This is a genomic window from Nocardia terpenica, assembly GCF_013186535.1.
Lineage (GTDB): Bacteria > Actinomycetota > Actinomycetes > Mycobacteriales > Mycobacteriaceae > Nocardia > Nocardia terpenica.
The window spans coordinates 1,655,553-1,680,901 of record NZ_JABMCZ010000001.1; the positions used below are offsets into that span (position 1 = coordinate 1,655,553).

The following is a 25,349-nucleotide window of genomic DNA, read 5'->3' on the forward strand; positions in this document are numbered from 1 at the left end:
GTCCGCCGAACCTGGCCGTTGCCGCTGCGGTTCCGGGGCCGTGCCGGGGGGTGTTGGTCGAGCCTGGCCGTCGCCGCTTCGGTCCTGTGGTCGCGCTGGGCGGTTTCGGTCGAATCCGGCTGTTGCCGCTTGGGTCGCGGGGCCGCGTCGGGCGGGCTTGGCCGAACCCGGTTGTTGTCGCCTGGGTTGCGGGGCCGCGTCGGGTGGTCTTGGTCGAATCCGATTGTTGCTGCTTCGGTTCCGTGGTTGCGATGGGGAGTCTTTGCTGAATTCGGCCGCGTCGCTGCGGTTCCGGGGCCGTGCTGGGCGGTTCTGCCGAAGTCGCCGGTCGCCGCGCCGGGGCCGGGATCGGCTGCGCGGTGGGCGTTCCGTGTATCGCTGGCATTGGCTGTGTACGCGGGTGGGGGTGGTTTCAGCGGCGGGCGTTGCCGTAGCGGTCTGCCAGGCGTTCGGCGGTGGTTTGCTGGTGGGGGGTTGGTGGGGTTGTGGAAATCGGTGTGGGGGAGGGGGGTTCGGTGGGGGCGTGTGAATCTTTCACCGGCTCGGGGGGTTCGGTGGGGGCCGGGGCGGGAGGGGGTGTGGCCGTGGCGCGTTCCTTGCGGCGTTCGCGGAGTTCGGCGTAGACGAAGTAGCCCAGGCCCAGGGGGGCCATGACGCCGAAGGCTATCCATTGCAGGCCGTAGGACAGGTATGGGCCCGCGTCCAGCTGGGGTAGCGGCTGGGAGGTGAACGCGCCCGGCTGCTTGTCGGTGAGTTGCAGGTAGCCGGGGTGGCCGCCGGTCGGGACGGTGGTCAGCGGGGTGCCGAGTACGGTCGAAACCTGGCCGGTGTCAATGGAATACACCTGGCGGTAGCCGTCGCGGGTCATCGGGTCCTTGCCGGGGATGATGCCCTCGGACTTGCGCAGCCGGGCCTCGATGCGTTGCGGGCCGCTCGGCGGCTCGGCGATCGGCGGCAGTTGCACGCCGTCGGCGGCCGCGACCAGGCCGCGATCCACCAGCAGGGTGCGGCCGTCGTCGAGACGGAACGCGGCCAGCACCCCGTAGGCGGGCTTGTCCTCGAGCCGCTGCAGCCGCTCCAGGACCGTCGAGCCGGGTACGTAGTTGCCGGTGGCGCTGACACGCCGCCATTCGGTGTCCTCGGTGGCGGGCTTGTCGAGCAGCGTGGTGACGTCCACCGGGGCGGCGCTCACCGAGTCGGCGATGAGCTGGTTGCGGTGCGAGGTCCTGCCGTTCTTGCCCAGCTGCCAGGGCGCGAGGATGGTGAAGCACAGGTAGGCGAACGCCACGACCACGGCGGCCAGGATCACCCAGCTGGGTCGCAGCAGGAAGGTGAGTCGGCGCAGCATGGTCATCGAGCCCGCCCCGATGTCTCCCCGGTGCCCGCGGGTTGCGCACCGTCGAGCCGTTCGCGCACCCAGTCGAGCAGGCCCGGGACCGCGGCCTCGATCTGTTCGCGAACCTCCTCGAAATCGGCGTCGTCGCCGTAGTAGGGATCGGCGACATCGGCGCCGCGGGCATCCGGATCGAAGCTGCGCAGCAGCCGACGGCGATCGGCCGGAACGCCCAGCGCCGCCAGATCCCGGTCGTGCGAGGTATCCAGCGCCACCACCAGATCCGCACTCTTGTGCTCGGCCCCCACCACCGCCGCCCGATGCCCGACCGGATACCCGTACCGCCGCAGCACCGCCGTCGTCCGCGGATCGGCCTCGGCCCCGACATGCCACGCCGTGGTCCCGGCACTGCTCACCCGGACCCGACCACCCAGCCCGGCCCGCTCCAGATGCGCAACGAAGATCTTCTCGGCCATCGGCGACCGACAGATATTGCCGGTGCAGACGAAGGTCACGTGCAGCTCACCCACGACAGCCATTGTGTCGGGTCGGCGCGCGGTCCGCTACGGAGGGTAGTAGATGGGCATGAGGGCGGGAGCGCTGGCGGCGGGGTTGACTCGCGCTCTCGGGGTGCCGCGAGCCCTCGAGCTGCAGCGACGGCGTACGGCTATGCGGTCCGCGTGTCCATCGCCTTGCGAAGCAGTCGCCGAGCCTGCTCGCCGATGACGGATCGGCTCGCGAGGATATCGAACGCTCTCCCGTACAGCGCGATCTCTCGTGGCTGCGTGACCGCTATCCCGGCCGTATGACCCTCCACTTTCACCATACGATTGTCGAACATCACGAAGTTTTCCACCACTACCACTCCCTCGGTCTCCCTGGGCACAATCCCCAGGGTGACGCGAGGCATCCCGATTATCGAGTAAAGCCTGTCCAGCTGCCCTGCCATTACTTCGTCGTCGCCGATTGTCGTGTACAGAGATTGCTCTCCGATCAGGAAATGGAACCTGTGGTTGCGTTTGTAGAGGACCTGTTGCCGTTCCATCCGCTTGGATACGGCTCCATCCAGGTCGTCGGGTATGCCGTAGAAGTCTATCGCGTATTTCAGGATCGCCTCGGCGTAGTCGGCCGTCTGCAACAGCCCGGTTATGACCTGAGGTTGCCAATTGCGAATAAAGGTCGCTTCGGCTTCCAGCTTCAGAGTTTGTTGTTGTATGCGTTTTATGCCTGTGCCGAGTGCCTGCCGCCATTCGATGTATGCGGAGTCGATATTGTGCAGAGTGGCCAGTAGGTCGGCTAGTTGATCCTCGGTGCCGGTGTGAACGCAGTATGCGCGTATGTCGGCGTCGGAAGGTTTGATCTTCCCGTATTCGATCTTCGAGACCTTGGACTCGTGCCATCCGGCGCGTGCGGCAAGCTCCCGGCCCGTGACTCCTGCCCTCCGACGAATTTCCCGGAGTCGTTTGCCGAGAGCTTCCCGCGCTTCCTGTACCGCGTTCGTCACAGTCCGGCGGCCGCCGCATACTCGACGTAAGGTGTTGCCAGCTCCCAGAGTCGTTCTTTCGCCCTCACGCAGTAGGCGGCGATATCGGGGTCGGTGGTTACGGCTGCACCCGCCGGTCCGCCCTCTCGATCGACAAGGTTGAAGGCGACTGTCCGGTCATCGAACAACCAGAAGTCGTCTGTGGGCACTTCCCCGGCGAGATGACGAGGCAGGTACCGGATATCTTCACCGGCCTCGATATTGTCGCCCGTCTCGCTGAGCAGCCATCGCTGATAATCGCTGTGGGGAACCGTAACCACCCGTACACGGCTCACTGTTACTCCGGACCGCGTCAGCCTCCGCATCAGATCTTTCCATTCCCGCCATTTCGGATCGGGCTCGGCGATCCTGGGTTCCCCATGCAGGAATCGACGAAACGGCTCGAACTCATCGGGCACTGCGTAACTGTCTCGGACCTCTAAATGGAAGGCCGACCGTCGGCAGGCTTCGAAGAGCTCCGGCCACGGGTTATGCTGCCTCAATTCCACCGTAGTATTCCCTTCGAATTTTCGATACCTCGACAGCTGCCTCGTAGGCTTCAATTTTAAGCTGCGCGAGGAGGCGTGACTCGGTCACCGGGTTCCCGGTGAGTGTGAATGTTCCCCGGCCGGTATCGGTCATAGTCGCACCGATGAATGTTTCCTTCTCCGTGAAGCCGAGTAGTAGATGTGGTATCTCGATCGTATCCGGCGCATCGGTCTTCCAGCCGATGATTACATAGGTTCCGTAATCGGTGGTGTACAGGGTCGGGCAGTCGTTGACTTTCGATCCGCCTTTGCCGAGAAACGTCAACTCCGTATCCATGATCTTGTCTCCTGTCGGGCGGTGTGCTCATGCTTGCACTGCCGGTTCTGATGTTCCCTCAGCGCGGTCGGTTTCGCGTAGCAACGGCCGATTTTGGGCAAATTTGTGCAAGTTCGTAGACGCCGAGAGCTGCCGGTTTCTAGCGTCGGGTCTGGTTCTCGGGAGGCAAAGGAGGAAAGGATTGCCATGACCGCACGTTCGAGGACGTTCGTCTTTCCCGGTGGAATGCTGCAAGTCGCTGCCTATGACGATGACAGTGATGACGATCCGGGTGTTTACCTCCAGCTGCATGATTACCGCGAGGCTGGGGCGGCGGAGAACCGGGACGCCGCCGATACCAGGGTCGGGTGATGTGTCGATGGGCCCACGTAGGGTGGAGGGCTGTGTCTGAGGAGATCCCGACGCCCCACATTGCCCGGCCCGCCGTGTGCGGCCCGGGGGCCGATGTGGAGGACGTCGATCGGGTGGCGCTGCGGCATCACGGGGATGTGGAGGTGCGGGCGGGGATGGTGGATTTTGCGGTGAATGTGCAGGGGAGTGGGCCGCCGGAGTGGTTGCGGGAACGGTTGGTGGGGCGGCTGTTCGATGTGGGGCGGTATCCGAGTGCGGGGGATGTGCGGGGCGCGCGGGAGGCGGTGGCGGGTCGGCATGGGCGGGGGGTGGAGGAAGTGCTGTTGCTTGCTGGGGCGGCGGAGGGGTTTGCCATGGTGCCGCGGCTTGGGGCGCGGTTGGCGGCGGTGGTTCATCCGTCTTTTACCGAGCCGGAATTGGCGTTGCGGGACGCGGGGGTGGCGGTGACTCGGGTGGTGTTGCCGCCGCCGTATGAGCTCGAGCCGGGGCTGGTGCCGGAGGATGCCGATTTGGTGGTGGTCGGTAATCCGACCAATCCGACCTCGGTGCTGCATCCGGCGGCGACGATTCGGGCATTGCGGCGGCCGGGGCGGTTGCTGGTGGTTGATGAGGCGTTTGCCGATGCCGTGCCGGGGGAGGTGGAATCGCTTGCCGGGGAATCGCTTCCGGATGTTCTGGTGCTGCGCAGCCTGACCAAGACCTGGGCGCTGGCGGGGCTGCGGTGCGGCTATTTCCTCGGTGCCCCTGATGTTTTGGCTCGTCTCGATCATGGTCGCGCGCACTGGCCGCTGGGCACGCTACAACTGGAGGCCATTGCCGCCACCGCGGAACCGGCCGCCGTCGCCGAATCCCGTTCCCGCGCCGAACGAATCGCCGCCGACCGCGCCGCCATGATCCCCCGCCTGCGCGAGCTCGGCCTCGATATCCACGAACCCGCTCACGCCCCCTTCCTCCTCGTCCGCACCTCCGACGCCGACCTACTCCGAAAACAACTCTCCGAAAAGGGAATAGCCGTCCGCCGCGGTGACACCTTTCCCGGCCTCGACTCCACCCACCTCCGCCTGGCCGTCCGCCCGGCCCCCGTCGTGGACCACCTCGTCACCGCCCTGCGGGAGATCCTGCTCCCACCGAGGCACCGCCCTGCCCGGTAGTTGTAGTGCCCGTCCTGCGTGGTAGTTCTATTGCCTGTCTTGCTCGGTAGTTCTAGTGCCTGTCCTGCTCGATAGTTCCAGTTCCCGGCATGCTTCATAGTTCTAGTCCTGGCACGTCATAGTTCTAGTTCCCGGCGCGCTTTTGGCCGGGATCCAAGGCCAGAAAACGAATCGGCATGAAAAATACTGGTGTGAAGGAGGTTTCAGCGTGACGCAGGCGGAAGTGAGCCTAGCGGAACTCATTGCGGTACTCGAAGCGGCCTACCCCCCGCGGTTGGCCGAGTCGTGGGATTCGGTAGGGCTCGTGTGCGGGGATCCCAAGGACGGGGTGAGCCGGGTGCTGTTCGCGGTGGACGCGACCGCCGCGGTGGTGGACGAGGCGATCGAGTGGGGTGCGCAAGCGCTGGTGGTGCATCATCCGCTGCTGCTGCGCGGTGTCGACACCGTGGCCGCGAGCACGCCCAAGGGGGCGCTGGTGCACCGGCTGATCCGGAGCGGCTGTGCGCTGTTCACCGCGCACACCAATGCCGACTCCGCCGATCCCGGGGTGTCCGATGCGCTCGCGCAGGCGCTGGGGCTGACCGTCACCGGTCCACTGGAACCGAAACCGACTGCGCCGGTGGATGAATGGTCGGTATGGGTGCCGGTCGCCCACGCCGACCCGATGCGCGCCGCGCTGATCGCGGCCGGGGCGAGCGCCCGCTCGTGTGCGTGCGGTGGCTGGCGGGAGGCCCCGACCGCCGAACCCGCACGCGAGCAACAGGAACGCCTGGAACTCACGGCCCCGCCCGCGGCCCGCACGGCGGTGCTCACCGCCCTGCGCACCGCGCACCCGGACCCTGACCCGGCATTCCACGTGACCGAGCGCGCGGCACTCCCGTCCGGTCTGGGCCTGGGCCGCATCGGCGAACTCCCCGAACCGGAATCGTTGCGCGCCTTCACCACTCGCGTCCAGGCCGCGCTACCCGCCACCGCCTGGGGCGTGCGGGCCGCGGGCGATCCGGACCGGGTCATCCGCCGGGTCGCGGTGTGCGGCGGCGCGGGCGATTCCTTCCTCGCCACCGTGTCGAGGCTCGGCGTGGACGCCTATGTGACCGCCGACCTGCGCCACCACCCCGCCGACGAGCACCTGCGCGCCGGTGGTCCCGCCCTGATCGATGCCGCGCACTGGGCCACCGAATTCCCGTGGTGCGACCAGGCTCGCGACCTCGTCCGGGCGGCGCTGCCCGGCCTGCAGACCCGCGTTTCCGCGATCCGCACCGATCCCTGGACGCTCGGCGCGGCGGACCGGTCGATTCCTATGGCGTGACGATCACCGGTTCGTGCTCGACCGGGAAGTTCATCGAATTGGCGAGGAAGCAGCGCTTGTGCGCCTCCTCGTGCAGTTCGCGGGCGTGGTCGGCGTGCTCGGGATCGGTGACGGTGACCCGGGGACGCAGCACCACCCGCTGGAAGCGAACGTTGTCCATGGTGCCCGCTGCGGAATCGCGATAGTCCACGACGACGATGCCCGCCTCGGCACACAGGTGCAGGTACCACAGCATGTGGCATTCGGAGAGCGCGGCGACTAGCAGCTGTTCCGGGTTCCAGCGGTCGGGGTCGCCGCGGAAGGTGGGATCGGCCGTGGCGAGGATCGGCGGGCGGCCGGGCGCGTGCGCCTCGTGATTGCGGGTGTAGGACCGGTAGTCGGTCGTAGCCCCGCTCCAGACCACCTCGACCTCGTAGTGATGTTCGCTCATGGTTTCGAGAGTGCCACGGCACATTCGCACCCGGTCCGACCTGAGCATTCGGGTGGGGTTGGGACGCGGTGGGGCGGGAAGAGAGTACGGTTGGACTTTCGGCATCGCCGCGATCGGGCGTCGATGCCGCCGAACCGTCCATAGTGTAGGAGTAAGTTCCGCGTTGAATGTCGAACCACCGATCCAGGCCAAGTTGCTCGATCTTGCCGCCGTCGACGCCGAACTGACGCGGATCGCGCATCGCCGCAAGGTGCTGCCCGAGCAGCAGGAGGTGCAGCGCCTGGAAGAGGAGCGCACCGTCCGCAAGGACGCGGCCGTCAAGGTCGAGATCCTGATCGACGACCTCGACCGCGATATTCGCAAGCTGGAGAACGAGATCGACGGCGTCCGCAAGCGCGAACAGCGCGACCGGGGCATGCTCGACAACGGCAGCGTCGGCGCCAAGCAGCTCTCCGAGTTGCAGCACGAGCTGGGCAGCCTGGAGCGCCGCCGGTCGGTGCTCGAGGACGATCTGCTCGAGGTGATGGAGCGCCGCGAGGCCGCCGTCGCCGACCACCAGCACGCGGGCGCCAACCTCAGCAAGGCCGACGACGACCTCGCCGACGCGCAGCGCCGCCGCGACGAGGCGGTGGCCGATCTCGACACCGCCGCGCAGCGCTGCACCACCGACCGCGAGCGGTTGACCGCGGGCTTCCCGGCCGAACTGCTCGCCATCTACGACAAGCAGCGCGGCCTGCACGGCGTGGGCGCGGCACTGCTGCAGGCCCGCCGCTGCGGCGCCTGCCGCATCGAACTGGACCGCGGCGAGATCGCCCGGATCGCCAAGACCGCCCCCGACGTGGTGGTCCGCTGCCCGGAGTGCGGCGCGATCATGGTGCGCACCAAGCAGTCCGGATTGTGAGTGCCGTGCCGACGAGGGTGATCGTCGAGGCCGACGGCGGTTCGCGCGGCAATCCGGGTCCCGCGGGCTACGGCGCGGTGGTGTGGGACGCGGACCGCGAGCGGGTGCTGGCCGAGCGCAAGGAGGCGCTCGGCGTCGCCACCAACAATGTCGCCGAATATCGCGGCCTGATCGCGGGCCTGTCGGCCGCCGCCGAACTCGGCGCCCGCGAGGTCGACGTGCGCATGGACTCCAAACTGGTCGTCGAGCAGATGACCGGCCGCTGGAAGGTCAAGCACGCGGCCATGATTCCGCTCGCCGACCAGGCCCGCCGCCTGGCCGCAGGCTTCGACCGCGTCGACTTCGAATGGATCCCGCGCGCGCAGAACTCGCACGCCGACCGCCTCGCCAACGAAGCCATGGACGATGCCCCGCTGGTCGGCGAGGTGCGCGCCTCCGACGCGAATGCGGCTGCCTCGCACAGAGATTCGCCTGGCACCCGAACCCATCGGTCGAGTCGGGCCGGGTTCGCCGACGAAGGCCGGGACCGGACGCCCGGCCCCGTCGCCGAGACTCGGGGCGAGGCGACCGGTCTCGCTGCCGAGAAGCGCGGCGACGCGACCGGTCTTGTCGCCTGGGAGCGGGGCGGGTCGTTCACCGAGAATCGGGGCGACGCAATCGAACCCGCTGCCGAGCGGCGCTCCGAGGCGGTCGGCCCCGGATGGACCGGTGCCACCGGTCGCCCGACTCGTCTGCTGCTGCTTCGGCACGGGCAGACGGAACTGTCTGTGCAGCGGCGGTATTCGGGGCGAGGGAATCCGCCGCTGACCGCGCTGGGGCGGGAGCAGGCGGCGCGAGCCGCCAAATATCTTGCGACCAGGGGTGATATCGCTGCGGTGGTGACCTCACCGCTGGACCGGGCTCGTGAGACCGCCGACGCCGCGGCGCAGGCGCTGGGGGCGCCGGTGCGGGTGCTGGACGGGCTCATCGAGACCGACTTCGGCGCCTGGGAGGGGCTCACGTTCGCCGAAGCGGCGCAACGGGATCCGGAGCTGCACGCGCGCTGGCTGAGCGACCCGTCGGTGCCCGCGCCGGGCGGGGAGAGCTTCGATCAGGTGCGCGAGCGGGTCGAGGGCGTGCGACGAGACATCGTGGCGCTGTATCCGGAACAGAACGTGGTGGTCGTCAGCCACGTGACGCCGATCAAGACGCTGCTGCAGCTGGCGCTGGCGGTCGGCCCCGAGCTGCTGTTCCGGCTGCATCTGGACCTGGCGTCGCTGTCGGTCGCGGAGTTCTATCCCGACGGCGGCACCTCGGTGCGTCTGGTCAACGACACCTCGTATCTGTAGGCGGCGCGGCGCGTTCCGGCCGCCGACCCTGCTACGGGCGCAGCACCGACACCAGGAATTCGGTCTGGTCGTAGACGGCCTTCTCGAACCAGTCGTCGAAGTAGATGTCGAAATGACCGATCGGATAGCGCTTCACGACAGCGTGTTTGGTGCGTTCGGCGGCCTTGAGCGTCGGGCCGACCGGCGCGACCGAATCGTTGTCGCAGACCGCGTAGAACACGGGCACCTTGATGGATTTCGTACGCCGCCACGGGGAGTCGAACAGCACCGACAGGCCGAACCGCGCCGCCACCTTCGGCTGATAGCGCTGGCTCTCCTCGGCCAGGCGGCCGAAGCCCTCCGGGACGTCGGCCGCGCTCATCAGCGCGGCCGAATGCTTGCGTCCGGCTAGTCGGACGCCGACGGGCTTGCGGCGGATCGGGCCGACGAGAATGTCGGTCATGGCCAGGGTTCCGGTCTTGGTCAGGCTGATCGGGCCCTTGGCGAACGCCGAGGCGCGGCCGCTGGTGAACGGGCACTGCGCGACCACGGCCGCGAGATAGTCGTCCTCGTGCGCGATCGACAGCACGTGCCCGCCGCCGAACGAACTGCCCCACAACGCGATCCGCGTCGCATCGAAACCCTTGATGGTGCGGCCGAAGGCGATGGCGGCCCGCCAGTCCTCCCGCTGCCGCGCGATGTGAATGAGCTGCCGCGGCGTGCCCCCGCTCGCGCCGAAATGGCGATAGTCGAAGGCCAGCACGCCCATTCCCGCCGCCGCGAACCGCCGGGCATACCGATCCAGCCCCATCTCCCGATCGGCCCCCAGCCCGTGTGCCATGATGACCAGCGGCCGCGGCTTCGGCGGCCCATCCGGGCGATAGAGCCACGCTGCACACTGTTCGCTTCCCGCCGGGAACCCCACCTCGACACGCTCCATGGCGAAATACCGTACTGTGTCCCGAAATCCTTCGCCGACCTGGCTACGGTCTACGCCCGCCCCCAGAACGCCGAATCCGGCATACCGGACGGCCTGCTGCGGGCAAGACCATGCCCACCTCTACGACACAGAACATGCCCCGGCGCATGAATGGGACCATGCCCCGGCGCTATGAAATGGGTGCGACTCCCACGCAACCACAACGGTTTGCGGCCCGGCTCGTCGTTCAGCGGCCGAAGCGCATGCGCGAAGCGCGAGTCTCGGCCGCTGAACGACGAGCCCCCCAGGGGCCGCAAACCCCGCGACGCCGGAGGCGGCGCCATAAACACAGTGCGGCATAATAGGCACAGACGAGTCGGTCAGGCGACCGCGGCGAGAGGAACGGGCACGTATGTGTCGCTGCCTGGCGCCGAGGAAAGTCCGGACTCCACAGAGCAGGGCGGTTGTTAACGGCAACCCGGGGTGACCCGCGGGACAGTGCCACAGAGAACAGACCGCCGGTGCCGGATTCGCGTCCGGTGCCGGTAAGGGTGAAACGGTGCGGTAAGAGCGCACCAGCGCCCCGGGTGACCGGGGCGGCTCGGTAAACCCCGCCCGGAGCAAGGTCGAAGGTCGCATTCCTCGCGAGTGCGGCTGCGCGGGTGTTCGAGGGCTGCTCGCCCGAGCCCGCGGGTGGACCGCTCGAGGTGCCCGGCAACGGTGCACCCAGATGGATGGTCGCCGCCCGGTATGCACCGGGTACAGGATCCGGCTTACAGACCGACTCGTCCTCCTCCGTCCCGCCCCCTGGGCGAGCAGAAATTCCGCTCGCCCGGGGGCGGATGGTGCCATGATCGATGGCAAGGGTTCGGTTGCGTTGGTGTGCCGGGCGATTCGCGGGGCGGTGCGAGATGGACTTGGTGGCGATTCTGGGGACGATCGTGGGGGCCGGGGCCGTGGTGAGCGCGGTGGCGGTCGGGACCGGGCTGCGGGTGGTCGAGCAGTTCGAGCGGGGGCTGGTGTTCCGGTTCGGCAGGGTGCGCGCGGTGCGCGAGCCGGGGTTGCGGGTGCTGATCCCGTTCGTGGACCGGATGCGCAAGGTGCCGATGCAGATCGTCACGATGCCGGTGCCCGCGCAGGAGGGCATCACGCGCGACAACGTCACCGTGCGGGTGGACGCCGTGGTGTATTTCCGGGTGATCGATCCGGTGCAGGCGGTGGTGGAGGTGCAGGATTATCTGTTCGCCGTCGGCCAGGTGGCGCAGACCTCGCTGCGCTCGATCATCGGCAAGAGCGAATTGGACGATCTGCTGTCCAATCGGGAACAGCTCAACAAGGGCCTGGAATTGATGATCGACAGCCCGGCGCTGGCGTGGGGTGTGCACATCGATCGGGTGGAGATCAAGGATGTGGCGCTGCCGGAATCGCTGAAGCGGTCGATGTCGCGGCAGGCCGAGGCCGAACGCGAGCGGCGCGCCCGGATCATCACGGCCGAGGGCGAATTGCAGGCGTCGCAGATGCTCGCCGACGCGGGCTCGACCATGGCCTCCGCCCCCGCGGCCTTGGAACTGCGGCTGTTGCAGACGGTCGTCGAGGTGGCGGCGGAGAAGAATTCGACGCTGGTGCTGCCGTTCCCGGTGGAGTTGCTGCGGTTTCTGGAGCGGTCTACTCCCAAGGACGGAGAATCGGGCGGCTCCGCCGCCGAATCGAAAGCCGAAGTGACGGAGGAATCTGCGGCCGCCGAGCCGCTCGGGCTGGAGGCGGGGGCGTCGGAGATTCCGGCCAAAAGCACGCCGGAATCTGTGGTGAGTGCGCCGGAATCTGTGGCGGGCGTGCCGGAAAGGCGTGCGTAAACGGCAACGGCGGCACCCGGATTCGGGTGCCGCCGCGGGTGTCGGAACGCTCAACCGGCCGGATTGACGACCAGGATCTGCGCCCAGTAGGCGGCCTGTTCCGGACCGAGCAGCGGCAGCAGGTAGTCGTAGACGATGGACGACATGCGGTGCGGGACTCCCTTTGTTGTCGACGATTGCGGATGCTTGCGAGCGTGTGCCGGAACCGGCATCCACCCGGCACACGCCGCCACAGTAACAGCGCGCGCCGTCCCCGCCCACCGCCAGCGGAAATCGGTCGATCTGAAACATGGGTCCGACAGATAAGACCGGTCGGCGTGTCCGGCGCGGCATACCGCGTCTAACTGGCAGGAAGGGTGATCGGCGTCATAAGGTAGTGCGCGTTGGAAAGCTTCCGTTGCAGGGGGTGGCTGCGGGGGCTGTGGGTGTCAACGAACGTCGGAAAGCAGGTTCTGTCTTTATGCGAGTGGTTCGCAAACTGGTCGCCGGTGCCTTGATCGCCGGTGCTGCTTCTGTTTTGGCTGTGCTGGGGGCCGGCTCCGCGTCGGCGGTGACGGTTAGTCCGCTGCCGGGCGGGGTCCAGGTCGACCTCACCCCCGGGGACACCCAGTGGGTCCATCAAACCCACATCGGCCAGGCCATTTCCGGCCTGCCGCACCCGTCGGCGGCGTCGTTCGGGCAGGCGCTCGACGCGGCGGCCGATCTGTCGTCGCACTACCCGGACGGGCGGGTCGTGTTCACGGTGTACGGGCCGTTCGATCAATTGAACGGCACCATGCTGGCGCTGCAGTAGTTTCTCAGCGTATCCGCGTGGAGTTTCATCCCTGGATCGTGTCGGCGCCGGTCGATTTCGGTGCCGTCCGAACCGAATTCGGATTGGCCTCGGAGTATCCGTCCGAGGCCCTCTCGGAGGCCCGCGGCGCGGCCGATGCGTTCGCGGGCTCCCGGGCCGATCTCCGCGATATCCCCTTCGTCACGATCGACCCGCCCGGCGCGCTGGATCTGGACCAGGCGCTGTATCTGGAACGCACCCCCACCGGTTTCCGATTGCAGTACGCGATCGCCGATGTCGGGGCCGTCATCGCCCCGGCCGGGGCGCTCGCCAAGGAATCGCTGACCCGGGGCCAGACCTACTACCTGCCCGACGGCGCCGTCCCGCTGCACCCGACCGTGCTGTCCGAGGGATCGGCGAGCCTGCTGCCCGGCCAGGACCGCCCCGCCGCGCTGTGGACCATCGACTGCGACGACCGAGCCGAAATCCGGCACTGCTCGGTACAGCGCGCACTGGTCCGCTCCCACGCCCGCCTCGACTACGCCGGTGTCCAGGCCGATGCCGATGCCGGCCGCCTGCACCCCGCCATCGCCGCCCTGCCCGAATTCGGCCGGCTCCGCATCGAGTCCGGCCTATCCCGCGGCGCCATCGGTCTGCGCCTGCCCGCCCAGACCGTGGTCCGCGACGGCAAGGGACCGGCCCGCGACGGCGATTCCGGCGACGGCGAACAACGCTGGCAGCTGGTGGTGGAACCGCGCATGGCGGCCGAGGATTGGAACGAGCAGGTCTCGCTGCTCACCGGGATCTGTGCGGCGCGGATCATGCTCGACGGCGCCGGCGGTCGGCGGATCGGGCTGTTGCGCACCATGCCCGCACCGGCGAAATCGGCCCTGGACACCATGCGCCGCACCGCCGCCGCGCTCGGCGTGGAATGGCCCGAGGGCGAGTCCGCCGGGCGCATGCTCGCCGGGCTGGACACCGGCACCCCGGCCGCGCTGGCGCTGATGTCCGAGGCGACCGGCCTGTTACGCGGCGCGACCTACACCGTGCTCGACGGCGAGACGCCGGAAGTCTTGCGGCACAGCGGTATCGGCGCACCGTATGCGCACGTCACCGCCCCGCTGCGGCGACTGGCCGACCGCTACGCCACCGAGATCTGCCTGGCGCACTGCGCGGGCACACCGGTGCCCGACTGGGTGCGCGACGGTCTGGCCGCGGCCGCGGAATCCATGCGCCGCTGCGACGCCCTCGCGGGCAGGCTCGACCGCGCGTGCATCGATCTCACCGAGGCCACCGTGCTGGCCCAGCGTCTGGGCACCGCATTCGACGCCGTGGTGGTCCGCGAGGCCAACGGCAGCCGCCCCGCCGAGGTCTTCGTCACCACCCCACCCGTGGTCGCCAAGTGCGTCGGCGGCCCCCCGGAGGGCTGGCGCGTCCGCGTCCGCCTCATCGAGGCCGACCCCACCACCCGCACGGTCACCTTCGCCTTTCCGGCCGACTGATCCCGGCCAAAAGCGCGCCGGGATCAGTTGTTGGTGCGTGCCGGGATCAGTTGTTGGTGCGCAAGAGGAATTCTGCGGTGGCTGGGTAGTCGGAGAGGGCCTTGCGGGCGGCGTCGGATTCGGTGCGGTACATGCGGTCGTAGGCGGCTCGGCCGTGGGGGGAGCGGGCGCGGGTGGCGCGGTGGCGGATGGTGGTCATGGCTTCGATCGCGTCGCGGTGGTCGCCCAGGACGCTCTGGAGTTTCTTTGCGCGACCGGCCAATTCGACGGCGGGGCCGTTGAGCACATCGTCGGCGGCCTCGGCCGCGTAGCGCAATCGCTTGGCGGCCTTGCGGATATCGTGCAGGTGCTCGACGTGGGCGTCCTCGGCCACCTCCGGCTCGGCCTTGATCAGGCGGCGCAGGGCGCGGAATTCGGTGCGCAGCACGCTCGCGAACACCTTGGTGGCCTCGCGGCGGGAGCGCTTGCGGCGCAGCGGGGGATCGGTGCGCAGCTGCTCCAGCCGCCGCACCAGCCGGGTGTAGCGCTCGCTGTCGAGGGCCTCCAGCACCACGCGGTGGGCCGCGGCGTAGCGGGCCCGCTCGGCGGCGACCAGGCGGCGGCCGATGCGGCGCTCCTGCGCCGGCTGCTCCTCGAGGTGGGCAGCGAACCGCTCGGCCCGCACCTCGGCGTCTCGTGCGACGCCGAGAACTCCAGCGAGCCAGCGCAATTCGCTGCGCGTCTCGTCGATGGGCGTGCGGTGGAAGACCTTTCGGTACGAGCGCAGCACGCTGCGGAGCCGCCTGGTCGCCACCCGCATCTTGTGCACCGCGTCCGGAATGTCGTCACGCACGGCGGGTTCGGCCGCCAGCAGCCGGTCCACGTCGTCGCTCAGGGCGGTGACGAGGGCCGGACCGGCTGCGGCTGGCATCAGGACTCCCGGAACTTGTCGGTGGCTTCGAGCAGGTGGTGGGTGATCCCCGGCTCGGCGGCCGCGTGACCGGCGTCGGCAACCATGTGCAACTCCGAATTCGCCCACGCCTTGTGCAGATCCCACGCGCTGACCGGCGGGCACACGACGTCGTGGCGGCCCTGCACGATCACGCCGGGGATGTGCGCGATGCGGTCGATGTCGCGCAGCAGCTGCCCGTCGTCGAGGAAGCCGCCGTTGACGAAGTAGTGGTTCTCGATGCGCGCGAAGGCCAGTGCGAAGCGCGGCTCGGCGCTCTGCGCGACCCGATCGGGTTGCGGCAGTAGCGTACTCGTCGCGCCCTCCCACGTGGACCAGGCGACCGCCGCCGCGGTGGCGACCTGTGGGTCGGGGGAGTGCAGCAGCCGATGGTAGATGCTCACGAGGTCTCCTCGGCGCTCATTCTCCGGCACCGGCGCCAGGAACTGTTCCCACTGATCAGGATAGACGTATCCGGCCGCGCCGTTGTAGTACCAGTCGATTTCCTTGCGCCGCAACAGGAAGATCCCGCGCAGCACCAGTTCGGTGACGCGCTCGGGATGGGTCTGCGCGTACGTCAGCGCCAGCGTCGAACCCCACGATCCGCCGAACACCTGCCAGCGCTGCACGCCCAGATGCGTACGGAGCCTTTCGATATCGCCGACCAGATGCCAGGTGGTATTGGTCTCCAGGCTTGCGCCGTCGGCGATGTGCGGCGTGGATCGGCCGCAGCCGCGCTGATCGAACAGCACGATCCGGTACGCCTGCGGGTCGAAGTAGCGGCGATACGACGGCTCGGTGCCGCCGCCGGGGCCGCCGTGCAGGAAGACGACCGGTTTCCCGTCCGGGTTGCCGCTCTCCTCCCAGTAGAGGTGCTGGCCGTCGCCGACGTCCAGCATGCCGGTGCGGTTGGGTTCCAGGGGCGGGTACAGCGTGCGCATCAGAAGGCGATCCCCGAGGCCAGGTCCTGCAGCTCCAGCGCCTGCAGCGCCTGGGTGCGGACGTCCGGGCAGGACTTGACGGTGATCCGGTCGATCACCGCCTTGTCGCCGAGCACCTGCAGGTTGAAACCGCCGTTGCGCAGCGCCCATTCGTGCACGGTGATGTTGAGGGCCGTCCGGCCCAGCGTGGGGCCCTGCACCCGCCAGTCCGACAGCTGCGGCGCGATGGCGTCGCACAGCTGCTTGGAGACCTCGTCGGTGACCTGCACCGGGGTCTGCGGCGCGCCGCTGGACGGCGCCGCCGACCCGCTGTGGTGCGCCGCGCCGGACGAGGTGGGCCCGCTGGATCCGGCCGGTGTCGGCGCCCCTCCGGTGCCGCCCCCGCATCCGGCGATCAGCGCGACAGTCACCACCCCGGTGGCGCCCAGCGCCCCACGAGTCATCCAACGGCTCTGCGACATCAGTTCCCTTTGCTCGAGTAGTGCTCCGTCGACCCCGAGTCTGCCATCCCGGCCAAAAGCATGCCGGGATCGCGATGGGAACGTGGTGGGAACAAGACGGGCGGCCACCGGGTGGTGGCCGCCCGATCTTTCGGGCTCAGAAGCTGTGTTCCGGGCCCGGGTATGTGCCGGTGCGGACCTCGGTGGCGTAAGTGGCTGCGGCGGTGCGTAGTTCGTCGCCGAGGTGGGCGAAGTGTTTGACGAACTTCGCCGTTTTGCCGCTGGTGTAGGCGGCCATGTCCTGCCAGACCAGGACCTGGGCGTCGCAGTCGCGGCCGGCGCCGATGCCGACGGTGGGGATGGTCAGCTTGCGGCTGACCTGGCCCGCAAGTTCGGCGGGGACCATCTCCATGACCACCGAGAACGCCCCGGCCTCCTGGACCGCGAGGGCGTCGGCGACCAACTGCTCGGCGGCGTCGCCGCGGCCCTGCACCCGGAATCCGCCGAGGGTGTTGACGCTCTGCGGGGTGAACCCGATATGCGCCATCACCGGGATTCCGGCATCGGTCAGCGTCGCGATCTGGTCCGCGACCCGTTCGCCGCCTTCGAGTTTCACCGCCTGCGCGCCGCCCTCCTTCATGAAGCGGACGGCCGAGGCCAGCGCCTGGGCGGGGGAGCCCTCGTAGCTGCCGAACGGCAGATCGGCGACCACGAGCGCGTGCGGTGCGCCGCGCACCACGCCGCGCACCAGCGGGACCAGCTCGTCGATGGTGATCGGCACGGTGGTGTCGTAGCCGTACACCACGTTGGCCGCCGAATCGCCCACCAGGAGCACCGGAATTCCGGCCTCTTCGAACAATTTCGCGGTGGAGTAGTCGTAGGCGGTGAGCATCGCCCACTTCTCGCCCGCGGCCTTCATCTGCTGCAGGTGCTGTACTCGCGTCTTCCGCCGGGAAGTAGCCGGTGCAGCGCCGTAGGCAGGGGTTTCCTGATCGGTTGCGGACATCATCGTCCCTTTCGTCGTCCTCGAGGCCCGTTCGGGTCCCCGGGTTGATGTGACGGCTTCAGTGTGCCACCGGGCCGCGGGCGCGAATAGGGCGTCCGAGCCATGCGATTGCTCACACCGTCCGGGATGGGAGGATCGTGCGCATGTCGTTGTTGCGAACCGGTCGTGTGGCCGCCGCGGTGGCCCTGATGTGCGTGGCCGCCGCGTGCTCCACGTCGTCGAAGAATCCCGCACCCGGCCCTTCGGCGGCCGCGCCCATTCCGGCCGGGCTGGAGAAGTTCTACGAGCAGAAGCCGCAGTGGGGTCCCTGCGACGGCTATGTCGACTCCTCCACGCGATTCCCCGACGGCACCGAATGCACCCGCATCACGGTGCCGATCGACTACGCCAAGCCCGACGGCGGCACCGCGCAGATCGCGCTGTCGCGGGTCAAGGCCACCGGCCAGCGGATCGGTTCGCTGCTGTTCAACCCCGGCGGCCCCGGCCAGGCCGGGCTGTGGATGGCCGGGCAGGGCCAGGACACGCCGGTCGCGCAGCGCTTCGACCGGGTCGGGTTCGATCCCCGCGGCGTGGGCGCGTCCACCCCGCTCATCACCTGCCTGACCGCCAAGGAGTGGGACGACGAGCGGGCCGAGCCGCCGAAGGACAACTCCCCGGCGGGCATCGCGGCCGCCGAGGACGAGAACAAGAAGTTCGCGGCGCACTGCAGCGAGCGCACCGGCAACGAGTTCCTCGCCCACGTCGGCACCCGAGAGGTGGTGCAGGACATGGACGTAGTCCGCGCGGTGCTCGGCGATCCGAAGCTGACCTACGTCGGCTTCTCCTACGGCACCCGGCTCGGCTACTCCTATGCGGAGAAGTTCCCGGACAAGGTGCGCGCGCTGGTGCTCGACGGCGCGGTCGACCCGTCGCAGGATCCGGAGAAGGAATCGGTGCAGCAGGCCGCCGGATTCCAGAAGGCGTTCGACGCCTACGCCGCCGACTGCGCGACCAAACCGGAGTGCCCGCTCGGCACCGACACGACCCAGGCGGTGGCCAGGTTCCATCAGCTGGTCGCGCCGCTGTGGGAGCACCCCGCCACCACCAAGGACGGCCGCGGCCTCGCCTTCGGTGATGCCATCACCGGTGTGCAGAACACGCTCTACGCCGAGGACAGCTGGAATGTGTTGAGCGCCGGGCTCACCGAGCTGGCCAACGGGCAGGGCGACATCCTGCTGAAGCTGGCCGACCTCTACGACGGCCGCCGCCGCGACGGCAGCTACGACAACTCGCAGGACGCGTTCCTGGCCATCCACTGCGCGGACGATCCGGCCGTGAAGGACCGCGCCGAGGCCGACAAGCAGGACACCGAATACCGCAAGGCGGCGCCGTTCCTCGACGACGGCCACGGCAACGGCAACGCCCCGCTCGAGCTGTGCGCGTTCTGGCCGGTGCCCAATACCGCGAGCCCGCACAAGCTTTCGATCCCGGGCCTGCCGAAGACCGTCGTCGTGTCCACCACCCAGGACCCCGCCACGCCGTATCAGAATGGTGTCGACCTGGCCCAGCAGCTGGGCGCGTCGCTGATCACCAACCGCGGCACCCGGCATACCGCGTTCCTGTCGGGCGGCGTGTCGTGCGTGGACGACGCGGTATTCGCGTACCTGACCGACCTGAAAGAGCCGCAGCAGGGCCTCACTTGCGGATGACGCGCGAAGTTGGCTTCGGTGTCGCATTCACCATGTAACACGGATTTAACGCCGGATGCTTACAGTCGCGCGTATGGATCGCCAGAAAGAATTCGTGCTGCGGACGCTCGAGGAACGGGATATCCGCTTCGTGCGGCTGTGGTTCACGGATGTCCTGGGGTATCTGAAGTCGGTCGCGATCGCGCCCGCCGAACTGGAGGGCGCGTTCGAGGAGGGCATCGGGTTCGACGGCTCGGCCATCGAGGGCTTCGCCCGCGTGTCGGAGGCCGATATGGTCGCCAAGCCCGATCCCTCCACCTTCCAGGTGCTGCCGTGGTCGACCAGCAAGGGCCACCAGCACTCGGCGCGCATGTTCTGCGATATCGCGATGCCGGACGGCTCGCCGTCGTGGGCCGACCCGCGGCACGTGCTGCGCCGCCAGCTCAACAAGGCCGGTGATCTGGGCTTCAGCTGCTACGTGCATCCGGAGATCGAGTTCTTCCTGGTGAAATCGGGCCTGCAGGACGGGATGCCGATCCCGGTCGACAAGGGCGGCTTCTTCGATCAGGCCGTGCACGACGAGGCGCCGAACTTCCGCCGCCACGCCATCGACGCGCTGGAGTCGATGGGCATTTCGGTGGAGTTCAGCCACCACGAGGGCGCGCCCGGCCAGCAGGAGATCGACCTGCGCTACGCCGACGCGCTCTCGATGGCCGACAACGTGATGACCTTCCGCTATCTCATCAAGGAGGTGGCGATCGACGAGGGCGTGCGCGCCACGTTCATGCCGAAACCCTTTGCCACGCACCCGGGTTCGGCCATGCACACGCACATGAGCCTGTTCGAGGGCGAGCAGAACGCCTTCGCCGACCCCGACGATCCGCTCAACCTGTCGGAGACCGCGCGGGCGTTCATCGCGGGAATCCTGGAGCACGCCAACGAGATCAGCGCGGTCACCAACCAGTGGGTGAACTCTTACAAGCGGCTCGTGCACGGCGGCGAGGCGCCCACGGCGGCGTCCTGGGGTCGCTCGAATCGCTCTGCGCTGGTGCGGGTTCCGATGTACACGCCGAACAAGTCGTCCTCGCGCCGGGTCGAGATCCGCAGCCCCGATTCCGCGTGCAACCCGTACCTGACCTTCGCGGTGCTGCTGGCCGCCGGTCTGCGCGGCGTCGAGAAGGGCTACACGCTGCCGCCGGAGGCCGAGGACGACGTGTGGTCGCTGACCGTCGCCGAGCGCCGCGCCATGGGTTTCCGTGAGCTGCCCGCCAGCCTGGACGAGGCGCTGCAGGCGATGGAGCGGTCGGAGCTGGTCGCCGAGACGCTCGGCGAGCACGTGTTCGATTTCTTCCTGCGCAACAAGCGTCGCGAATGGGCGGGCTACCGCGCTCAGATCACGCCCTACGAACTCCAGGAGTATCTGGATCTGTGAGGGCGACCCTGTAGTTTTAAGGGCATGGTAAGGCCACCGACAGCCCGTCCCGCTGTCCCAGGCGCCGGACGGCTCGGCCTGCTCGAGCCCACGGCCGCGGCGTCGCTGCACGAACTGGGCTGGGACAACGTCGACAGTGTCGCACTGCTGTGGGCGCTGTCGCGCTCACCCGACGCCGATCTGGCGCTGGTGACGCTGATCCGGCTGCGCGAACGGCTCGGGTCGGATTGGGACGCACTGGATTCGGCGCTGCGCACCGAGATCCCGCTGCGCGGTCGGCTGTTCGCGCTGATCGGCTCGTCGACCGCGTTCGCCGATCACCTGGTGGCCGAGCCCGCGAGCTGGCAGCTGCTGCGCCGCGGCACGCTGCCCGAGCGCGCGGAGCTGATCGCCGATCTGCTGGCGGCGGTCTCGGCGGCGCCCGAGCCGGGCACCGCCGACACCGCGCCCATGCTGTATCGCGCCGGGGTGGCCGGTCCGGACGCTATCGCGTTGCTGCGCAAGCGGTATCGCGATCAGCTCATGCTGCTGGCGGCCCACGACCTGGCCGCGACGGTGGAGAACGAACCGGTGCTGCGCTACCAGCAGGTGGGCCGCCACCTCACCGACCTGGCCGACGCGGCGCTGACCGCCGCGCTGTCGGTGGCGGTGGCCAGGATCTGCCCGGACGAGCCGGTTCCGGTGCGGCTGGCGGTCGTCGCCATGGGCAAAAGCGGTGCGCGCGAACTGAATTACGTCTCCGACGTGGACGTGGTGTTCGTCGCCGAGCCCGCCGACACCACCGCGACCCGGCTGGCCGCGGAGATGATGGCGGTGGCGGGCAACGCCTTCTTCGAGGTGGACGCCGGGCTGCGCCCGGAGGGCAAGGCGGGCGCGCTGGTGCGCACGCTGGATTCGCATCTGGCGTACTACCGGCGATGGGCGCGCACCTGGGAGTTCCAGGCGCTGCTGAAGATGCGGCCCGCCACCGGCGATCTGGCGCTGGGCGAGCAGTACCGCGACGCGCTCATGCCGATGGTCTGGAGTGCCTCGGAGCGGCCGGATTTCGTGACCGACGTGCAGGACATGCGCCGCCGCGTCGAGGATCTGGTGCCCGCCGACCTGCGCGAGCGCGAGCTGAAGCTGGGCCACGGCAGCCTGCGCGACGTCGAATTCGCCGTGCAGCTGCTGCAATTGGTGCACGGCAAGGCCGACGAGTCGCTGCACGTGCAGGGCACCGTCGAGGCGCTGACGGCGCTGGCCGCCGGGGGGTACGTGGGCCGCGACGACGCCGCGAACCTCACCGCCTCCTACGAATTCCTGCGCCTGCTCGAACATCGCCTGCAGCTGCAGCGGCTCAAGCGCACCCACACCCTGCCCGCGCCCGAGGACGAGGAGGGCATGCGCTGGCTGGCCCGCGCCGCGCACATGCGCCCCGACGGCCGCCAGGACGCGGTCGGCGTGCTGCGCAGCGAGATCAAGCGCAATGCGGTGCGGGTGCGCCGCCTGCACGCCAAGCTGTTCTATCGGCCGCTGCTGGACTCGGTGGCGCGCCTGGACGCCGACGCGCAGCGGCTGAGCCCGGCGGCGGCGATCCGCCAGCTCGCCGCCCTCGGCTACGCCGCGCCGGAGAACGCGCTCGGCCACCTCAAGGCGCTCACCGGCGAGGTGGGCCGCAAGGGCCGCATCCAGGCGCTGCTGCTGCCGACGCTACTGGGATGGCTCGGCGACACACCGAATCCCGATGCCGGGCTGCTCGCCTACCGCCGGGTGTCGGAGGGCCTCAGCGAGCAGACCTGGTTCCTGCGCGAGCTGCGCGACGAGGGCGCGATCGCGCAGCGGCTGATGATCGTGCTCGGGTCCTCGGCCTACCTGCCGGACCTGCTGATCAACGCGCCCGAGACCATCCGGATGTTCGCCGACGGTCCCGACGGCCCGCTGCTGCTGGTGCCGCAGCCGCCGGCGGTGCGCGAGGGCATCCTCGCCGGGAGCGCCCGCTACGACGATCCGCGGCGCGCGATCGCCACGGCGCGTTCGCTGCGCCGCCACGAGCTGGCCCGCGTCGCCTCCGCCGATGTGCTCGGCATGCTCGAGGTGCCGCAGGTGTGCAAGGCGCTGTCGTCGGTGTGGGTCGCGGTGCTGGAGGCCGCGCTGCAGGCGGTGACCCGGGCGAGCGAGGCCGAACTGGGCAGGCCCGCGCCCGCGGACTTCGCGGTCATCGGCATGGGGCGGCTCGGCGGCTGGGAGCTGAGCTACGGCTCCGACGCCGACGTGCTGTTCGTCTGCGACCCGCGCCCGGGCGAGGACGAGACCGTCGCGGTCAAGTGGGCCAACGGGATTGCCGAGCAGGTGCAGCGGCTGCTGGGCGCGCCCAGCACCGACCCGCCGCTGCAGGTCGACGCCGGGCTGCGCCCCGAGGGCCGCAACGGCGCGCTGGTGCGCACGCTCGCCGCCTACGACGCCTACTACCAGCAGTGGGCGCAGCCCTGGGAGGTGCAGGCGCTGCTGCGCGCCCACCAGGTGGCCGGTGACCAGGAGCTGGGCGTGCGGTTCCTGCACATCATCGACAAGGTGCGCTACCCGGAGGGCGGGGTGTCCGAGGAGGCGGTGCGCGAGATCCGCCGCATCAAGGCCCGCGTCGACTCCGAGCGGCTGCCGCGCGGCGCCAATCCGGCGACCCACACCAAACTGGGCCGCGGCGGCCTCGCCGACATCGAGTGGACCGTGCAGCTGATGCAGCTGCGCCACGCCCACGACGTGCCGGAGCTGCACAACACCTCCACGCTGGAGTCCCTGGACGTCATCGAGCGGACCGCGCTGCTCGACGCGGCCGACGTCGCGCTGCTGCGCGACGCCTGGCTCACCGCCACCAAGGCCCGCAACGCCCTGGTCCTGGTCCGCGGCAAGCCGACCGACCAGCTGCCCGGTCCCGGTCGCCTGCTGTCCGCGGTCGCCCGCGTGGCGGGCTGGCCCACCGACGACGGCAGCGAATTCCTCGACCACTACATGCGCATCACCCGACGTGCGAAAACAGTGGTCGAGCGGGTATTCGGGGCCTGACCCCGGACCGGGCGTTCCCGGTGATCGGCACCCATGCATCGGTGGATTGTGCTGTGGGGCAAGACATAACCCGTTGCGGGAAGAGAAGCGGCGGAGTATCGGTTTACTCGGGCATAGTGCGCCGCCACGGTCTGTCTTTCCGGTCGGGCGGGTGGGTGCCGAGTCGAGGGGAGCCACCGATGCCGGTCGGATGCGGTATGCGCCGCACGCCACGCCGGGGGTCACCCGTAGCCGGAACCCACGTTCCGAATAGTGTGTCCGTGGGCACGCGACCATCGGGAGGATCACCATGGTGAAGAGGGAGGTTGTGACGTGGCGGAGCTGAATTCGGCCGTATCCGGTCACCGCACCTACCGCCAGGCCGCGCTGTCGCCCACCCGCGCGGTGCGGGTGCCGCTGATCGCGGTCCTGCTGCTGGTCGGTGTGGTGCTGGTGTACGCGGCCGATCGGGCCGCCCAGGAGGGGGTGAACCGCGGCTGGTTCGTGGCGGTCTCGCTGTCGGGGCTGTTCGTGGCGCGCGGGCTGCATCTGCGCCGGCCGATCACACTGCCGCATTTCACGATCGCCGTCATCGTGCTGGGTGTATCCAATGTCGCCTATCGCGGCGAGCATCCGGGGGTCGGCTTCGTCTGCCTGGCCTCGACCGGATTCATCCTGATGCTGCCGCAGTCCACGCGCGCGCAGCCCGAGCAGCGCTTCCGGGTGGCGGCGCTGGTCGACCAGACGGTGGGCGACCCGCTCGCGCCGTTCGCGCTGCACTCGTCGAAAACCTACTTCTTCAACGCGAATTCGAGCGCGGCCATCGGCTACCGGACCCGCTTCGGCATCGCGGTGGTGGCGGGCGACCCGATCGGCAACAGTACCGAGTTCCCGCTTTTGATCAGCGAGTTCTCCGAATTCGCCCGCAATCACGGCTGGCGGGTCGCGGTGCTGGGCGCCAGCCCGGAGGTCACCGAGCTGTGGCGCACCCGGGCCGCGGATCACCATGGGCTGCACGCGATTCCGATCGGGCGCGACGTGGTGGTCGACGTCGACACCTTCGACATGGTGGGCCGCAAGTTCCGCAACCTGCGCCAGGCGGTCAGCCGCACCCACAATTTCGGGGTGACCACCGAGATCCTGCCCGAGCGGGAGCTGACCCCGCAGCTGCGCGACACGCTGCTCGGCATCGTCGACGAATGGCACTCGGGCCGCCAGACCCGCGGCTTCTCGATGATCCTGGACCACCTGCTCGACGGCCGGAACCCCGGCATGATGGTCGTGCTGGCGCGCGACGCCGACGGCGGGGTCGTCGGCTTTCAGCGCTACGGCGCCGCCAATCACGGCGGCGAGCTGAGCCTGGACGTGCCGTGGCGGCGCAAGGACGCGCCAAACGGCCTGGACGAGCGCATGATCGTGGATCTGGTCGGCTACGGGCGCGAGCACGGCGTGCATCGCATCTCGCTGGCGTTCGCGGCGTTCCCGGAGTTGTTCGCGGAGAAGGACCGGTCGCGGTCGCGGCAGGCCATCTACATGGCCGCGCGCACCCTCGATCCGCTGATCCGGCTGGAGTCGCTGTACCGGTTCCTGCGCAAGTTCAATGCCTTCGGCGATCAGCGGTACGTGCTCATCCGCTGGCGGGAGATCGTCTTCACCGCCGCGGCCCTGCTCACGCTGGAGTTCGTGCCCCACCGCAAGCAGAGTTAGCAGTCAGGACTGGTCCCGGCCGGTGGCCTCGCCCC

Annotated in this window: 23 protein-coding genes and 1 other RNA gene; 13 read left to right on the forward strand and 11 right to left on the reverse strand. The window is 69.1% G+C overall.

Features of this window, described 5'->3' with window-relative positions:
- Positions 1 to 412: 412 nt before the first annotated feature.
- From HPY32_RS07615 to HPY32_RS07635, 5 genes are all read right to left on the reverse strand, one after another.
- The gene (locus HPY32_RS07615; protein WP_373686620.1) at positions 413 to 1,345 is read right to left on the reverse strand and encodes an SURF1 family cytochrome oxidase biogenesis protein; all 933 of its coding nucleotides are present in this window, start codon (positions 1,343 to 1,345) and stop codon (positions 413 to 415) included.
- Between the two features lie 5 nt (positions 1,346 to 1,350).
- The gene (locus HPY32_RS07620; RefSeq protein WP_067592028.1) at positions 1,351 to 1,872 is read right to left on the reverse strand and encodes a low molecular weight protein-tyrosine-phosphatase; all 522 of its coding nucleotides are present in this window, start codon (positions 1,870 to 1,872) and stop codon (positions 1,351 to 1,353) included.
- 128 nt (positions 1,873 to 2,000) lie between these two features.
- The gene (locus HPY32_RS07625; protein WP_067592024.1) at positions 2,001 to 2,837 is read right to left on the reverse strand and encodes a helix-turn-helix domain-containing protein; all 837 of its coding nucleotides are present in this window, start codon (positions 2,835 to 2,837) and stop codon (positions 2,001 to 2,003) included.
- The gene (locus HPY32_RS07630) at positions 2,834 to 3,364 is read right to left on the reverse strand and encodes a DUF6879 family protein (protein ID WP_067592021.1); all 531 of its coding nucleotides are present in this window, start codon (positions 3,362 to 3,364) and stop codon (positions 2,834 to 2,836) included. Before HPY32_RS07630 ends, HPY32_RS07625 begins: the two co-directional genes overlap by 4 nt.
- Positions 3,345 to 3,680 (reverse strand): hypothetical protein, encoded by a 336-nt coding sequence (locus tag HPY32_RS07635; protein ID WP_067592018.1) that lies wholly within the window; start codon positions 3,678 to 3,680, stop codon positions 3,345 to 3,347. The genes HPY32_RS07630 and HPY32_RS07635 overlap by 20 nt, the downstream gene beginning before the upstream one ends.
- A gap of 186 nt (positions 3,681 to 3,866) precedes the next feature.
- Between HPY32_RS07635 and HPY32_RS07640 the strand changes: the two genes are divergently transcribed.
- The 3 genes from HPY32_RS07640 (at position 3,867) to HPY32_RS07650 (ending at position 6,491) form a co-directional block, all read left to right on the forward strand.
- Positions 3,867 to 4,031 (forward strand): hypothetical protein, encoded by a 165-nt coding sequence (locus tag HPY32_RS07640; protein WP_156674611.1) that lies wholly within the window; start codon positions 3,867 to 3,869, stop codon positions 4,029 to 4,031.
- 95 nt (positions 4,032 to 4,126) lie between these two features.
- Complete coding sequence (gene cobC, locus HPY32_RS07645) at positions 4,127 to 5,182, forward strand: Rv2231c family histidinol phosphate aminotransferase CobC (RefSeq protein WP_309247516.1); 1,056 nt, start codon at positions 4,127 to 4,129, stop codon at positions 5,180 to 5,182.
- Positions 5,183 to 5,390: 208 nt separating this feature from the next.
- On the forward strand, positions 5,391 to 6,491 hold the full coding sequence (locus HPY32_RS07650; RefSeq protein WP_082871633.1) for a Nif3-like dinuclear metal center hexameric protein: 1,101 nt from the start codon (positions 5,391 to 5,393) through the stop codon (positions 6,489 to 6,491).
- Here the strand turns inward: HPY32_RS07650 and HPY32_RS07655 are convergent.
- The gene (locus HPY32_RS07655) at positions 6,481 to 6,921 is read right to left on the reverse strand and encodes an OsmC family protein (protein ID WP_067592008.1); all 441 of its coding nucleotides are present in this window, start codon (positions 6,919 to 6,921) and stop codon (positions 6,481 to 6,483) included. The genes HPY32_RS07650 and HPY32_RS07655 overlap by 11 nt on opposite strands.
- A 163-nt stretch (positions 6,922 to 7,084) precedes the next feature.
- Between HPY32_RS07655 and HPY32_RS07660 the strand changes: the two genes are divergently transcribed.
- Together HPY32_RS07660 and HPY32_RS07665 are read left to right on the forward strand one after the other, a co-directional pair.
- On the forward strand, positions 7,085 to 7,822 hold the full coding sequence (locus HPY32_RS07660) for a zinc ribbon domain-containing protein (RefSeq protein ID WP_067592005.1): 738 nt from the start codon (positions 7,085 to 7,087) through the stop codon (positions 7,820 to 7,822).
- A 5-nt stretch (positions 7,823 to 7,827) separates the two neighbouring features.
- A complete protein-coding gene (locus HPY32_RS07665) occupies positions 7,828 to 9,150 on the forward strand; it encodes a bifunctional RNase H/acid phosphatase (RefSeq protein WP_156674610.1) in 1,323 nt (440 codons plus the stop codon).
- Between the two features lie 31 nt (positions 9,151 to 9,181).
- On the opposite strand, the gene HPY32_RS07670 is transcribed toward HPY32_RS07665, so the two are convergent.
- Positions 9,182 to 10,069: an alpha/beta hydrolase gene (locus tag HPY32_RS07670; RefSeq protein ID WP_067591999.1), complete on the reverse strand. Its 888-nt coding sequence runs from the start codon at positions 10,067 to 10,069 to the stop codon at positions 9,182 to 9,184.
- A gap of 351 nt (positions 10,070 to 10,420) precedes the next feature.
- On the opposite strand from HPY32_RS07670, the gene rnpB reads away from it, so the two are divergent.
- The 4 genes from rnpB to HPY32_RS07690 all read left to right on the forward strand — a co-directional run bounded on the left by rnpB (position 10,421) and on the right by HPY32_RS07690 (position 14,175).
- Positions 10,421 to 10,840, forward strand: an RNA gene (gene rnpB / locus HPY32_RS07675) — RNase P RNA component class A.
- A gap of 119 nt (positions 10,841 to 10,959) precedes the next feature.
- Positions 10,960 to 11,901, forward strand: coding sequence for a slipin family protein (locus HPY32_RS07680; RefSeq protein WP_067591996.1), 942 nt, complete (start codon positions 10,960 to 10,962; stop codon positions 11,899 to 11,901).
- Between the two features lie 460 nt (positions 11,902 to 12,361).
- Complete coding sequence (locus tag HPY32_RS07685; RefSeq protein ID WP_067591993.1) at positions 12,362 to 12,694, forward strand: hypothetical protein; 333 nt, start codon at positions 12,362 to 12,364, stop codon at positions 12,692 to 12,694.
- A gap of 17 nt (positions 12,695 to 12,711) precedes the next feature.
- Positions 12,712 to 14,175 carry an RNB domain-containing ribonuclease gene (locus HPY32_RS07690; protein ID WP_067591990.1) on the forward strand — a complete coding sequence of 488 codons (1,464 nt, stop codon included), beginning with the start codon at positions 12,712 to 12,714 and terminating at the stop codon, positions 14,173 to 14,175.
- Positions 14,176 to 14,221: 46 nt separating this feature from the next.
- Here HPY32_RS07690 and HPY32_RS07695 read toward each other — a convergent pair whose 3' ends face one another.
- The 4 genes from HPY32_RS07695 to panB form a co-directional block, all read right to left on the reverse strand.
- A complete protein-coding gene (locus HPY32_RS07695; protein ID WP_067591987.1) occupies positions 14,222 to 15,085 on the reverse strand; it encodes a CHAD domain-containing protein in 864 nt (287 codons plus the stop codon).
- A complete protein-coding gene (gene pip, locus HPY32_RS07700; protein ID WP_067591984.1) occupies positions 15,085 to 16,044 on the reverse strand; it encodes a prolyl aminopeptidase in 960 nt (319 codons plus the stop codon). Before pip ends, HPY32_RS07695 begins: the two co-directional genes overlap by 1 nt.
- Positions 16,044 to 16,505, reverse strand: a complete 462-nt coding sequence (locus HPY32_RS44470) for a hypothetical protein (RefSeq protein WP_231951799.1) — start codon at positions 16,503 to 16,505, stop codon at positions 16,044 to 16,046. The genes pip and HPY32_RS44470 overlap by 1 nt, the downstream gene beginning before the upstream one ends.
- Before the next feature lie 136 nt (positions 16,506 to 16,641).
- Positions 16,642 to 17,490 carry a 3-methyl-2-oxobutanoate hydroxymethyltransferase gene (gene panB, locus HPY32_RS07710; RefSeq protein ID WP_067596117.1) on the reverse strand — a complete coding sequence of 283 codons (849 nt, stop codon included), beginning with the start codon at positions 17,488 to 17,490 and terminating at the stop codon, positions 16,642 to 16,644.
- A gap of 143 nt (positions 17,491 to 17,633) precedes the next feature.
- Between panB and HPY32_RS07715 the strand changes: the two genes are divergently transcribed.
- The 4 genes from HPY32_RS07715 (at position 17,634) to HPY32_RS07730 (ending at position 25,314) form a co-directional block, all read left to right on the forward strand.
- The gene (locus HPY32_RS07715) at positions 17,634 to 19,178 is read left to right on the forward strand and encodes an alpha/beta hydrolase (RefSeq protein ID WP_067591978.1); all 1,545 of its coding nucleotides are present in this window, start codon (positions 17,634 to 17,636) and stop codon (positions 19,176 to 19,178) included.
- 73 nt (positions 19,179 to 19,251) lie between these two features.
- On the forward strand, positions 19,252 to 20,589 hold the full coding sequence (locus HPY32_RS07720) for a glutamine synthetase family protein (RefSeq protein WP_067591975.1): 1,338 nt from the start codon (positions 19,252 to 19,254) through the stop codon (positions 20,587 to 20,589).
- Positions 20,590 to 20,613: 24 nt separating this feature from the next.
- Entirely contained in the window at positions 20,614 to 23,628 is a 3,015-nt protein-coding gene (locus HPY32_RS07725; protein ID WP_067591972.1) for a bifunctional [glutamine synthetase] adenylyltransferase/[glutamine synthetase]-adenylyl-L-tyrosine phosphorylase, read from the forward strand.
- Positions 23,629 to 23,940: 312 nt separating this feature from the next.
- Positions 23,941 to 25,314 (forward strand): bifunctional lysylphosphatidylglycerol flippase/synthetase MprF, encoded by a 1,374-nt coding sequence (locus HPY32_RS07730; RefSeq protein WP_067591969.1) that lies wholly within the window; start codon positions 23,941 to 23,943, stop codon positions 25,312 to 25,314.
- The last annotated feature ends 35 nt before the right edge of the window (positions 25,315 to 25,349 follow it).

What these genes read in the sequence shown, in the direction of transcription:
- HPY32_RS07620 (WP_067592028.1), bottom strand. Translation starts at nt 1,872, where the DNA reads ATGGCTGTCGTGGGTGAGCTGCACGTGACCTTCGTCTGCACCGGCAAT.
- HPY32_RS07635 (WP_067592018.1), bottom strand. Translation starts at nt 3,680, where the DNA reads ATGGATACGGAGTTGACGTTTCTCGGCAAAGGCGGATCGAAAGTCAAC.
- HPY32_RS07640 (WP_156674611.1), top strand. Translation starts at nt 3,867, where the DNA reads ATGACCGCACGTTCGAGGACGTTCGTCTTTCCCGGTGGAATGCTGCAA.
- HPY32_RS07655 (WP_067592008.1), bottom strand. Translation starts at nt 6,921, where the DNA reads ATGAGCGAACATCACTACGAGGTCGAGGTGGTCTGGAGCGGGGCTACG.
- HPY32_RS07670 (WP_067591999.1), bottom strand. Translation starts at nt 10,069, where the DNA reads ATGGAGCGTGTCGAGGTGGGGTTCCCGGCGGGAAGCGAACAGTGTGCA.
- HPY32_RS07680 (WP_067591996.1), top strand. Translation starts at nt 10,960, where the DNA reads ATGGACTTGGTGGCGATTCTGGGGACGATCGTGGGGGCCGGGGCCGTG.
- HPY32_RS07685 (WP_067591993.1), top strand. Translation starts at nt 12,362, where the DNA reads ATGCGAGTGGTTCGCAAACTGGTCGCCGGTGCCTTGATCGCCGGTGCT.
- HPY32_RS07695 (WP_067591987.1), bottom strand. Translation starts at nt 15,085, where the DNA reads ATGCCAGCCGCAGCCGGTCCGGCCCTCGTCACCGCCCTGAGCGACGAC.
- pip (WP_067591984.1), bottom strand. Translation starts at nt 16,044, where the DNA reads ATGCGCACGCTGTACCCGCCCCTGGAACCCAACCGCACCGGCATGCTG.
- HPY32_RS44470 (WP_231951799.1), bottom strand. Translation starts at nt 16,505, where the DNA reads ATGTCGCAGAGCCGTTGGATGACTCGTGGGGCGCTGGGCGCCACCGGG.
- panB (WP_067596117.1), bottom strand. Translation starts at nt 17,490, where the DNA reads ATGTCCGCAACCGATCAGGAAACCCCTGCCTACGGCGCTGCACCGGCT.
- HPY32_RS07715 (WP_067591978.1), top strand. Translation starts at nt 17,634, where the DNA reads ATGTCGTTGTTGCGAACCGGTCGTGTGGCCGCCGCGGTGGCCCTGATG.
- HPY32_RS07720 (WP_067591975.1), top strand. Translation starts at nt 19,252, where the DNA reads ATGGATCGCCAGAAAGAATTCGTGCTGCGGACGCTCGAGGAACGGGAT.
- HPY32_RS07725 (WP_067591972.1), top strand. Translation starts at nt 20,614, where the DNA reads ATGGTAAGGCCACCGACAGCCCGTCCCGCTGTCCCAGGCGCCGGACGG.